Annotated in this window: 12 protein-coding genes; 5 read left to right on the top strand and 7 right to left on the bottom strand. The window is 63.1% G+C overall.

The genetic code is table 11. The features are described 5' to 3' along the window. The first annotated feature begins 4 nt into the window (after window positions 1–4). Window positions 5–118, top strand: coding sequence for a helix-turn-helix domain-containing protein (locus tag KBA32_RS12870; RefSeq protein WP_294359557.1), 114 nt, complete (start codon window positions 5–7; stop codon window positions 116–118). A 517-nt stretch (window positions 119–635) separates the two neighbouring features. Here KBA32_RS12870 and KBA32_RS12875 read toward each other — a convergent pair. From KBA32_RS12875 to KBA32_RS12895, 5 genes are all read right to left on the bottom strand, one after another. Continuing rightward, complete coding sequence (locus KBA32_RS12875) at window positions 636–992, bottom strand: GFA family protein (RefSeq protein ID WP_294359532.1); 357 nt, start codon at window positions 990–992, stop codon at window positions 636–638. A gap of 71 nt (window positions 993–1,063) precedes the next feature. Continuing rightward, window positions 1,064–1,696 carry a LysE family translocator gene (locus KBA32_RS12880; RefSeq protein ID WP_294359534.1) on the bottom strand — a complete coding sequence of 211 codons (633 nt, stop codon included), beginning with the start codon at window positions 1,694–1,696 and terminating at the stop codon, window positions 1,064–1,066. Window positions 1,697–1,769: 73 nt separating this feature from the next. After that, window positions 1,770–2,600 (bottom strand): AraC family transcriptional regulator, encoded by an 831-nt coding sequence (locus KBA32_RS12885; RefSeq protein WP_294359535.1) that lies wholly within the window; start codon window positions 2,598–2,600, stop codon window positions 1,770–1,772. A gap of 30 nt (window positions 2,601–2,630) precedes the next feature. Continuing rightward, window positions 2,631–3,071, bottom strand: a complete 441-nt coding sequence (locus KBA32_RS12890; RefSeq protein ID WP_294359537.1) for a YqaA family protein — start codon at window positions 3,069–3,071, stop codon at window positions 2,631–2,633. Beyond that, window positions 3,068–4,543 carry a diguanylate cyclase gene (locus tag KBA32_RS12895; protein WP_294359538.1) on the bottom strand — a complete coding sequence of 492 codons (1,476 nt, stop codon included), beginning with the start codon at window positions 4,541–4,543 and terminating at the stop codon, window positions 3,068–3,070. Before KBA32_RS12895 ends, KBA32_RS12890 begins: the two co-directional genes overlap by 4 nt. A 279-nt stretch (window positions 4,544–4,822) precedes the next feature. Here KBA32_RS12895 and KBA32_RS12900 point away from each other — a divergent pair, with 279 nt between their 5' ends. From KBA32_RS12900 to KBA32_RS12910, 3 genes are all read left to right on the top strand, one after another. After that, complete coding sequence (locus KBA32_RS12900; RefSeq protein ID WP_294359540.1) at window positions 4,823–6,436, top strand: peptide chain release factor 3; 1,614 nt, start codon at window positions 4,823–4,825, stop codon at window positions 6,434–6,436. A 291-nt stretch (window positions 6,437–6,727) separates the two neighbouring features. Then, on the top strand, window positions 6,728–7,282 hold the full coding sequence (locus KBA32_RS12905) for a CheR family methyltransferase (protein ID WP_294359541.1): 555 nt from the start codon (window positions 6,728–6,730) through the stop codon (window positions 7,280–7,282). A gap of 13 nt (window positions 7,283–7,295) precedes the next feature. Then, on the top strand, window positions 7,296–8,381 hold the full coding sequence (locus tag KBA32_RS12910; protein ID WP_294359543.1) for a chemotaxis response regulator protein-glutamate methylesterase: 1,086 nt from the start codon (window positions 7,296–7,298) through the stop codon (window positions 8,379–8,381). Window positions 8,382–8,402: 21 nt separating this feature from the next. Here KBA32_RS12910 and ydiK read toward each other — a convergent pair whose 3' ends face one another. Then, window positions 8,403–9,509: an AI-2E family transporter YdiK gene (ydiK, locus tag KBA32_RS12915; RefSeq protein WP_294359544.1), complete on the bottom strand. Its 1,107-nt coding sequence runs from the start codon at window positions 9,507–9,509 to the stop codon at window positions 8,403–8,405. Window positions 9,510–9,671: 162 nt separating this feature from the next. On the opposite strand from ydiK, the gene KBA32_RS12920 reads away from it, so the two are divergent. Then, window positions 9,672–11,213, top strand: a complete 1,542-nt coding sequence (locus KBA32_RS12920) for a YdgA family protein (RefSeq protein ID WP_294359545.1) — start codon at window positions 9,672–9,674, stop codon at window positions 11,211–11,213. 296 nt (window positions 11,214–11,509) lie between these two features. Here the strand turns inward: KBA32_RS12920 and KBA32_RS12925 are convergent. Then, window positions 11,510–11,785 (bottom strand): chorismate synthase (locus KBA32_RS12925; RefSeq protein WP_294359546.1); only part of this gene is annotated, 276 nt, incomplete at its 5' end.

The following is an 11,785-nucleotide window of genomic DNA, read 5'->3' on the forward strand; positions in this document are numbered from 1 at the left end:
GCATATCCACCGCAACACCCTCGACTACCGGCTGCGGCAAATCAGCGAACTGACTGGCCTTGATCTCGCGAACACCGATGACCGCTTGCTGCTGTACGTTGCTTTGCAGCTGGAATAGAGGCCTAGCCACGGCCTTGAGGCAGTCGGGGAACTACATACGACAGCAGTGCAGGACAGCAAGCGCGGAGACGACCTCTTCCATCACAACGCTACCGTACCCACTTTACGGAGTTGTCTGGCGTCAGTTTGAATGGCTCGAATCGCCCCTCAGCTGCCGTACGCGCTGTGAGGAGTTCTATGGCCGGAGACGGAGAGAAGCCGACGTTCGTGACGGCGGATCACCGCCAGGTCGTCGGCCTTATGTGGAACTCCACATAAGGCCGAGTAGCACGTCTTGCCCATCCGGCAGGTTTAGGAGGCGACCGAACCTTTGAATGGCAGCAATGGGGAGATAGTCACCGGCTGTTCATGGCCGATTGCCGCCGAGTCTATCAAGATGACTTCGTGCTGGACAAGAACCCGAAATCGCTTGTCAGGTGCGAAGACTGAGAGCGAATCATTCCCGGAACGGAAACGACGCACGACGGCGACAACCAGTTACGAAGGCCCTGGACGCCAGTTCGCGCGTCAAAAACTCAAATCGACGCCCCGTCGAACACCTCGAACGGCAGCCGCGTTGCATCGAGTTCCTCGACGCAGCCGAGATTGAGGCGGTAGTGGCCGGGCTTGCGCATCGTCTGGTGAAAGGGGTAGATGCCGCAGGTCTTGCAGAAGTGATGCTTGGCTACGCGGCTGCCGAATTCGTAGGTGGCGAGGTTGTCGCCGGTGACTTCGATCTCGATTTCATCCGGCGCGACAGTAAAGGCACTCATCAGCGCGCCCTTGCGGCGGCAGATCGAGCAGTTGCAGCGCAGGCCGTTTTCGATCTTCTCCGGCCCCTTGAACGCAAAGCGGATGGCGCCGCAATGGCAGCTGCCCCGATAGGTCTTCATCACGCACTCCAATGACGATGCGAAGCCCGCATCTCACCACCCGGTGCCGCGGCACGCAAGCACAGGGGCTGTCAGCGCGCGCCGACGATGCCGGCGGCGATGCCGAGCAGCACGACGCCGGTGACCCGTTCGACCTTGCGCACATGCGCCATGAAGCGGCGCACGATCGGCGGATGACCGGCGGCGCGCGCAATGCACAAGTCCCAAAGCAGAACGGCGGAGAACATCCAGATGCCGTAGCCGAGTTGCACGCCAAACGACGTTCTGCGCTCGAAGCCGAGCGAAAACAGGCTGGCGTAGAACAGCGAGTTCTTCGGGTTGAGGATGCCTGAGAGGAAGCCAACGCGGCACTCGCGCCACCAATGCCACGAATTGCCGGAAGTCTTCGCGGCACCGCGCATCTCCGGCGTCAGTGCCTCGCCGCGCACGGTGAGAAAGCGCCAACCGAGCCAGGCCAGGTAGGCGCAGCCGGCCCACTTGAGCACGGCGAACAGGCCGGCGACTTCCTGCAACACGGCGACGCCGCTGATCGCCAGGCCGATATAGACGCCGTTGGCCAATGCGATGCCGACGCAGACACCGCTCGCGATGCGCGCGCCGTTGATCACCGCGCTGCGCACGATGAGGAAGAAGTCCGGACCCGGGCTCAACAAGGCGAGGAAGTGCGCCCCCGCGATCACCAGAAACTGCTGCCATAACGCCATATCGTTCTCCACCCGCGAAATGGGTGCAGGTTGGCCGTTCGGGAGCGATGCGTATTGAAGGAAATTGCGCGACTTACGACGAGGTGCCGACAACCAGCCGATACTCGCCCGGCGTCGCCGCGACGCGCTGCTTGAAGGCACGCTGGAAGTGGCTCTGGTCGGCGAAGCCGAGCTGCAACGCTGCGTCGGCAAGCGACATACCCTGGTCCAGCAAGCCGCGCGCTCGTTCGATGCGCTGGTCGAGCTGCCACGCGTGCGGCGTCATGCCGACCATGCGGCCGAAGGCGCGGACGAAGTGATAGCGGCTCATGCCGGCTTCGCCTGCAAGCAAGTCGAGCGACAGCGATTCGGCGCAGCGCTCGGCGATCAGCGCCTGCACCGCGCGCAAGCGCGCCGAATCCCGCTCGCCCGTCCAGGCCTTTCTCCGCAAACACCCTTCAGCAAAGAGATCACCGACAAAGACGAGCAACGCCGCCTCCTTGTCCTCGTCGGTCGCCGCACTGAATATGCACTCGTTGAGTCGCGTCAGCCGTTCATGCACGCGGCGCGGTGCGATATCGGGCGGTAGCCGGTTAAGGACCATTGCATCAAACGCGCCCATCTCGCCGATTACGCCGCCAATCCATGCCGGATCGAGGTAGAGCATCTGGTAGCTCCAGCGACCATCGTCCGCTGGATTGCACGAATGCACTTCGCCGGGAGGAATCAGCACCACGTCGCCACGCACGAGCTTCTGGCGCTGGCCGTTGCGCGAAAACACGCTCTCGCCGTCGTCGACGGCGCCGATCGACAACGTCGAATGCGAATGCAGCGCATAGCAGGCCGCGCTGTCGCTTGCCCGCCGGCTCTCGACAAAGGGCAGCGCCGGGCTGCGCCAGAAGTGGTGTGTGGTGGTGCGGGGCATCGCCGGAGTATAGCGCCGGAAAATGGCGGCTCAGGCCATCCACTGCAATGTGACCGCGGCCAACACCAGATAGCGCCCGAGCTTGGCCAGCGTGACGATGGCGATGAAGGTCGGTAGCGGCTCGCGCAGGACGCCAGCAACCAGCGTCAGCGGGTCGCCGATGATCGGCATCCAGGAAAGGAGCAGCGACCATCGGCCGTAGCGGTGATACCAGCCGGTCGCTCGCTCGAGCGCCTGCGGCTTGAACGGGAACCAGCGCCGGTCCCTGAAGTGTTCGAGATTGCGCCCGAGCCACCAGTTGATCGCCGAACCGAGCACGTTGCCGACGGTAGCTACGACGATCAACAGCCAGGCCGGCTGCTTGCCGGCGATCAGCAGGCCGGCAAGCACCAGTTCCGATTGCGCGGGAAACAGCGTTGAGGCGATCAGTGCGCTGGAAAACAGGCCAAGGCAGGCCGCCAGCCCGCTCATCGCCGGCTGTTGTGCAACAGCAGCTGCAGGCGCGCGAGCAGCTGGTCGCGCAAGGCGTGCAATTCGCCGATCTCGCCCTGCACTTCCTCGAAGGAATTACTCTTCCGGTATTCGCACAGCGTTTCGGCGAGATCGTGTACCTGCCGGTGCAGATGCTCGATGCGCCAGAAGTCGGGGTGGGAACCATAACGGCTCTGGCCGTCCGCATCCAGCCATTGCCCGAAGCGGCAGCGGTGGAAATCCATCGCCGGCGGCTCGTTTCGCGCATCCTTGAGATGCTTGCCCATGGCGGCGATCCACGCCCGGTGCTCGGTGGCAGCGAAGAGCAAGGGGTAATCGTCGCGATCGACCGGCGCCAGGTTGCTCCAGTTGGCATCGGGTCGCCGGCTGGCGACCCAGCTCGGCAGGTCACTCGCCGGGATCGGGCGTGCGATCCCGTAGCCCTGCGCCAGTTCGCAGCCCAGTTGCAGCAGTATCTTGCCGTGTTCGACCGTCTCGACCCCTTCGGCGATGACCTGACGCCGGAACGCCGAAGCCAGGCTGATGACGCCTTCGAGAATCGCGAGATCATCCGGGTCGTCGAGCATGTCGCGCACGAAGCTCTGGTCGATCTTGAGCAGCGACTCGGGCAGCCGCTTGAGGCAGGTGAGCGATGAATAGCCGGTGCCAAAGTCATCGAGCGCGAACTCGTCACCGCCCAGGCGCGCCAGCGTATCGCTTTCGCGCAGCGTTGCCTTCATCCGCGCGGACAGGGCGATCAACAGCTGGTCGCCCGTCTCGTGGCCGAAGGTGTCGTTGATCGCCTTGAAACCGTCCAGATCGAGGTAGGCTGCGGCCAGGATCTGCCGGTAGCGGCTCGCATGAACCATCGCCTGATGCAGCCGGTCGGCGAGCAGGACGCGGTTCGGCAGCGTCGTCAGCACGTCGTAATGGGCGATCTGCTCGAGCTGCTTTTCGTGCTCCTTGATCGGCGTGATGTCGGAGAAGAGCGCGACGTACTGCAGGACGTTGCCCTGCGTGTCGCGCACGGCGCTGATCGTTTTCATCTCGGCATACACTTCGCCGTTCTTGCGCCGGTTCCAGATCTCACCGTACCAATGGCCGGTCGCCGTCAGCTCGCGCCAGAGATCGGCGTAGAAACCGGCGTCATGGTGTCTCGACTTCAACATGCGCGGTTTTTGCCCGAGTACCTCTTCGCGCTCGTAACCGGTGATGGGCGTGAAGGCTTCGTTTACGTCGATGTCGGCGATCACGCCGACGAGTCCACGCTTGGTGCCGTTCGCATCGAGCAACTGGCGCCCGGTGAGGCGCCCCCAGAACTCCGTCTGATCGGCGCGCCGGTAGAGGCGATCGAGATCGACCGACGGAACCCGGCTGGCGAGCAGCGCCAGCATCTTCCCGCGCGAGTCATCGCGCTCGGATGGATGCACGAGCGCAACGTACTCGTTGCCCACAAGTTCATCGACCGTCATCCCGAACATCCCGCCAGGAAAACACCCAGCGTGGCGAGCGTGATCTTTGTACTGAGCGAGCGCCACTGGAGGGCCGGCCGTTTCATCCTGCGATTCCGTTGCGAAGGCTGCGGCGAGATGCCAGTTGAGGGAAGATGGTTTACCGACGCAATTCTTGCACACATCCGGCCGCGCGTTCCGGCTCCGGCCAAGTCTTGCTATAGTTCGGCCTGCGCGCCGCCGGCGGGGTTTCTCCATACCCAAACGGCGGCTTTTGTTTTTGCAGCGGAAAGCAAGCCGATGAGTTCTCTACCCTTCCCTCCCGAAATCCTGCGCGATGTGCAGAAACGCCGCACCTTCGCGATCATCTCGCACCCTGACGCTGGCAAGACGACGCTGACCGAAAAGCTGCTGCTGTTCGGCGGGGCGATCCAGCTGGCCGGCACGGTCAAGAGCCGCAAGAGCGCGCGCCACGCGACGTCGGACTGGATGGAAGTCGAGAAGCAGCGCGGCATCTCGGTCACCAGTTCGGTGATGCAGTTCGAGTACAGCGGGCACACGGTCAACCTCCTCGACACGCCGGGTCACCAGGACTTCTCCGAAGACACCTACCGCGTGCTGACCGCTGTCGACGCTGCCGTCATGGTGATCGATGCGGCCAAGGGCGTCGAAGCGCAGACGATCAAACTGATCGAAGTCTGCCGCATGCGCAACACGCCGATCATCACCTTCGTCAACAAGCTCGACCGCGAAGTGCGCGAGCCGTTCGAGCTGCTCGAAGAGATCGAGGACGTGCTCGACATCGAGTGCGCGCCGATCACCTGGCCGATCGGTATGGGCAAGACCTTCCGCGGCGTCTACCACCTCGGCGACGACAGCCTGCTGCGTTTTTCGCCGGGCGAGGAAAAGCGCACCGAGGCCGAGAAGATCGACGGCATCGACAACCCCTTCCTCGACGAGCAGTTCCCGCTCGAAGTCGGCAAGCTGCGCGAAGACGTCGATCTGATCCGCAGCGCGAGCAGCCCGTTCGACCTCGTCGGCTTCCTCGCCGGCCAGCAGACGCCGATCTTCTTCGGCTCCGGGATCAACAACTTCGGCGTGCAGGAGATCCTGCAGGCGCTGCTCGACTGGGCGCCGCAACCGCAGCCGCGCGATGCCGGCGTGCGCATGGTCGAACCGGCCGAGGCACCTTTCTCCGGTTTCGTGTTCAAGATCCAGGCCAACATGGACCCGAAGCACCGCGACCGCATCGCCTTCTTCCGCGTCTGTTCGGGCCGCTACACCTCGGGCATGAAGGTGAAGCACGTGCGCATGGACCGCGAGATGAAGCTGGCCAACGCACTGACCTTCATGGCCAACGAACGCGTGCTGATGGAAGACGCCGTCGCCGGCGACATCATCGGCATCCACAACCACGGCCAGCTGCACATCGGCGACACGCTGACCGAGGGCGAAACGCTCTCGTTCAAGGGCATCCCCTACTTCTCGCCGGAACTCTTCCGCGTCGCGCGTCTGCGTGATCCGCTGAAGAGCAAGCAGTTGCAGAAGGGGCTGCAGGAGCTCGGCGAAGAAGGCGCGATCCAGGTCTTCGAAAACCTGGCAACCGGCAACCTGCTACTCGGCGCCGTCGGCGTCCTGCAGTTCGAAGTCGTCGCCCAGCGCCTGCAGACCGAGTACAAGGTCGATGCCATCTTCGAACCGGCCGACATCAACACGGCGCGCTGGCTGACCTTCCCCGACGAAATCACGCGCAAGAACTTCGAGCGCGAGCAGCAGCACCGCATGGCCAAGGACGTGGACGGCAACTACGTCTACCTCGCCAGCACGCGCTACAACCTCGACGTGACGCGCGAGAAGTGGACCAAGGTCGGCTTCCACGCCTCGCGCGAGCACGGGCAGAAGCTGTCGGATTAAACACGCTGCCGTCGCATCCCCTCCGCCGCCGGCAGGGCTTCACGAATTGTTCAGATACGGTGGTCGAAGTCGACCGCCGCATCGCGCAGAAAATCTGCGCTCCTACCGACCCCGGGCGACGTTCTTGCGACCCGCGCGCTGCGAACTGCGCTCCTTCCGCTCCGCCCTCGACCTACCCAATCTCCAATCTTTGTCCAATCTGAAACAACCGGCAGTCCTCATGCGTCCGTTATTCGGCCGAAGGCGCCGATCTGCCGCTCCCGGTTTTTCGGGTGTTGTCTCCGTGGCTGTTTGATTGACCTGAAAGGCATCTCGATCGTCAGAATCTTATTTGCTGCATTTGATACCTCCGGCAGAGTTGGGACCATTGATTCAAATGCGACGGAGACGCTGGCTTTCGGACCGCTGAGTTCGAGTCGTAAAGTCGTCTGTAACACGGCAATCAGCAGCCGCGTGCTTGAAAAGGCGCGCGGCGGACATTACTCGCTCGACCGCATCGACGGCATTCCGCGAACGCTGTTGAAAAAGTACTGCCTGAAGGGAAACGGCCAGTATGAAGGCACGCTCCTGATCGTGAAGGAGCTACGCCAGCGCGTCGAATTCCACTACAGTAACCTGATGGCGCCGACCAAGGGGTTAGGCACCTTCGATATCATCTTCCTGCGCAATGTGATGATCTACTTCGACCCGGAGACAAAGCGCAAGGTGATCAACAACCTGCTTCCCTACCTGAAGATCGACGGCCATTTGCTGATCGGGCACTCGGAAACGCTCAACGGCATTACCAGCGACCTCGTTGCCGTGCGGCGCGTAACGCATCCGCACGCGAGCCCGAAGCACACGTAAGCAAGGAGAAGGCATGGCGACAAAAATCAAAGTGATGATCGTTGATGACTCTGCACTCGTTCGCCAGGTCATCACCCAGGCAATCTCGCGCGACCCGTCGATCGAGGTCGTCGCCACGGCGCAGGATCCGATCTTCGCGCTTGAGAAACTGAAGACGCAGTGGCCGGACGTCATCGTGCTGGACATCGAAATGCCGCGCATGGACGGCCTGACCTTCCTCAAGAAGATCATGGCCGAGCGCCCGACGCCGATCATCATCTGCTCATCGCTCGCCGAAAGCGGCGCGCAGGTAACGATGGAAGCCCTTGCCGCCGGCGCGGTGAGCATCATCACCAAGCCGAAGATCGACCTGAAGGCCTTCCTGCAGGATTCGGCAAACGACATCGTCGCCAACATCAAGGCCGCAGCGCGCGCCAACATGAAGGCCGTGCGCCGGATCGCCACGACGACGAACCTGCCTTCGCTCAATCGTCAGAAGCTCTCCGCCGACGTGATGCTGCCCAGCCCCCACACCGGCGCACGCATGTACGGCACCACCGACAAGCTGATCGCCATCGGCACGTCCACCGGCGGCACACAGGCGCTTGAAGCGGTACTGACCAGGTTGCCGGCGACGACGACCGGCATCGTCATCGTCCAGCACATGCCCGAGCGCTTCACCGCCATGTTCGCCGAACGCTTGAACGGGCTATGCCAGATCGAGGTGCGCGAAGGCAAGGACGGCGACCGGGTGCGCCCAGGCCTGGCGCTGATCGCGCCGGGTGGCCGACACATGATGGTCAAGCGCAGCGGCGCGCAATATTACGTGGAAGTCAAGGACGGCCCGCTGGTCAACCGCCACAAGCCATCGGTCGACGTGCTGTTCCGCTCGGTCGCCCAGTCTGCCGGCCGGAACGCCCTCGGCATCATCATGACCGGCATGGGTGACGACGGCGCGCGTGGGCTTAAGGAGATGCGCGATACCGGCTCGCCGACCATCGCCGAGGACGAATCGACCTGCGTCGTCTTCGGCATGCCCAAGGAAGCCATCCGCCTCGGCGGCGCCGCCAGGGTCGCGCCGCTCGACGAGATCCCGAAGGAGATCATCGACTACGCGTGACAAACACGCCCGTACGCGGCCTCAACCGGCGTTCAGGTCCTCGATGACTTCGTCGCTGCGCACGGGGAGCGTCGTCGGTCCCTGCCCGTCGGCCATCCACGCTTCGAGCAAGGTGTAGGTGACGGCGAGCACGACCGGGCCGACGAAGAGACCGATCAGGCCGAAGCCAAGCATGCCGCCGATAACGCCGGCGAAGATGAGGAGCAGCGGCAGATCGGCGCCCTTCTTGATCAGCACCGGGCGCAGGAAGTTGTCCAGGGTGCCGACGATCAGGCTCCACACCAGCAGGAACGTTGCCCAACCCGTCTCGCCCGTCCAGAACATCCAGCCAACCGCGGGAAAGAGAACCAGCGAAGGCCCCAACTGGGCGATGCACAGCATCAGCATCACCGCCGAAAGCAGCGATGCAAACGGCACGCCGGCAATCGCCAGTCCGATGCCGCCGAGGACCGTCTGCACGATGGCCGTGACGCCGACACCGAGCGCCACGCCACGGATCGCCTGACCGGCAAGGATGATCGAATTCTCGCCACGCTCACCCGCCATGCGGTAGCCGAAACGCCGAGCCTCGCTCGCCGCCACCTCGCCGTTGGCGTACAGAACTGCCGACAGGCCGACGATGAGCAGGAACTGGACGATCATCATGCCGAAGCCGCCAGCCTCGGCAAGCAGCCACTTCCCGGACTCGGCGGCATACGGCGCCACCTTGGCCAGCAAACCCTGCGCCTCGCTGGTCGCGACCTGCTGCCAGAGTTCAACGAGCCTGGCGCCAATCAGCGGAATGCCGGCGAGCCAGCCCGGCGGTGCAGAAAGGCCCGCCGCCGCCAGCCCGCGAACCAGCTCGACCATGCTCCCCGCGTGTTCGGCGATTGTCCCGACGGCAAGCACGATCGGCAACACGAGCAGGAGCAGCATCGCCAGTGTCATCAGCGCCACGGCCGGCGTCCGGCGACCGCCGAATCGCACTTCCAACGCCTCCAGAAGCGGCCAGGTCGCCACGACGATCATCGTCGCCCACACCGTCGCTGCAAGAAACGGCCGCAAGACCCAGAACGAAGCGACCATCAGCAGGATGATGCAAAGCACGGCCAGCACGGTGCGCGTCAGGTCACGTTGAATTTCTTTCATGGGGAGCTCTCGGCACGGATGAATGTAAGGCGGCATCTTACTGCAAGGCTCATAGCCGTCACCGGACCATCCGGCGAAAGTTCCGAGAGCCTGTTCGCCCGGGTTAGAATGCCGCGCGCATCAGCCGCGACAAATAGCGCTCAACATACACAGGAGACAGCATTGGCCAAAAGCAAAATGACCGTGGTAGCCGCATCGGTGGTTGCCGTTCTCGCCGTCGGTTATCCCGCCGCGGCATGGTATCTCGGCTCACAGATCGAAAAGGCGCATGCCGACGTGCGATCCATGATCGCCGCGCAGCCCTACCTGAAGATTGCAAGTGAAAGCTACGAGCGCGGCCTGTTCAGCGCCAGCGAGACGACGACGATCGAGATTCCGGCGGCTCTCTTCCAACCGGTTGTCACGGAAACCGATGAGGCCGCAGCCTCGGCGGAAAAGCCAAAAGCCGAACCGCCGATCCGCATCACCATCAAGACGGCAATCAAGCACGGCCCCCTGCCGGGATTCTCTGCACTGGCTGCCGGCAGCGAGACTTCGACCATCGAGTTCGACGAGCCGTTGCGCGCAAAGCTCGCAGAAGCCTTCGGCAGCGACCAGCCTTTCGACATCCGCACGACCTACAACTTTGTGGGCGGCGGCCGTTCAACCTTTGCCAGCAAACCGTTCAAGCTGGTTCTCCCGGGTGACACCCCGGAAAGCAACGCAAACCTCTCCGGCGAACCCACTGAACTGGTGATGGAATTCTCCAAGGGCCTCGCCGACTACACGGTCCGCGGAACGGCTCCCGGTTTCACGCTTTCCGAGGCCGACGGTTCCGGTCTCACCGTAAAAGGCATGGCGTTCGACAGCCAGCTCAAGCGCGTCTTCCCCGACGAGCCGCTGCTCTACGCCGGATCGCAGAAGGTCACCGTCGCCGAAATCAACGTCAACCCGGGCGCTGCGGAACAAGCCGAGCCGAAGCAGAAAGTAGCGCTCAAGGAAATCGCCTACGACGTGCGGATGCCGGTCACCGGCGAGTTCATGGACGTCATCGCGAAACTGGGCGTCAACGTCGTCCAGGTCGGCGAACAGAATTACGGTCCGGCCAATTACGACTTTTCGCTCAAACACCTGCACGGCCGCAAGCTCGCCACCCTGAGCCGCGGCATTACAGCCCTTTACGCCAAACCCGAGGTCTTCGCGAACCAGGGCCAGCTGGTGCAAGCCATGGCGCCCCTCGCGGCCCCGCTTTTCGATCTGCTGGCCGACGGCCCGGTCTTCTCGATCGACCGCATCGCCTTCCGCACCACCGACGGCGAAGCCAGCTTCAACGCCAGCGTCAAGCTGACCGATCCAAAGCCGGACGACTTCTCCAACCCGCTGATGCTGCTGGCCAAACTCGACGCGGGTGCGGCCATCGCGCTGCCGACCGCACTGGTCGACACGCTGATCGGCATCGGCAAGAGCGAGGAAGAAGTACCCTTCGCGCAGCAGAGTGCCGCCAACACGCTGGAGCAGTTCAAGCAGCAGGGTTACATCACGGTCGAGAACAACCTGCTCAAGACCAGCGTGACCTTCAAGAACGGCCAGCTTCAGGTCAACGGCAAGCCGTTCAATCCGATGGAGGCGATGATGCAGCAGCAATTTTCACCATCGGCACCGCAGGAAGCCGAGGTTGCGGCCGAAGAGCTTGAAGAAATGGAAGAAGCCGTAACGCAAGAGTGAATCTGAAGCCGGGAGTAGCACCGAGTCCGCTCGTCTGCCTGGCCTGAGAAAGCCAGCAGGGGGCGGTCCCGCCCTTCGCTAATTGCGTGGCAAACTGAAGCGCCCGGCAGGTCCTGCCGGTATCCGTTCTTCCGGATTCCGGTAACTGAACATCGCATGCGGGGTCGTGTCCGCCGTCCTCATCTTCTTCAATCTCCTTCCGACAAGGCTGACATTATCTCTTCGGCATCAGGTGGTCGGGGTTTTTGAGCATCCTGTCAGCCCCTCCGATACTGTAATTTTGGCCAGTAGAAAACTCAGATGCGCGGCGTTGAACACCTGACGTCGCTGCATTGCGCGCGATGGCGCAGGGCGTGATCGATGAGCACCAGCGCCAGCATCGCCTCGGCGATTGGCGTCGCGCGAATGCCGACGCAGGGGTCGTGACGGCCGTGTGTTTCGACGATTGCGGCCTCGCCGGCCAGATTCACCGTCTGGCGTGGCAGCCGGATGCTGGAGGTCGGCTTGATCGCCATGTGCACGACGATTTCCTGCCCGGTCGAGATGCCGCCGAGCACGCCACCGGCGTGATT

Origin of the sequence: Propionivibrio sp., assembly GCF_017995515.1 — a bacterium.
Lineage (GTDB): Bacteria > Pseudomonadota > Gammaproteobacteria > Burkholderiales > Rhodocyclaceae > Propionivibrio.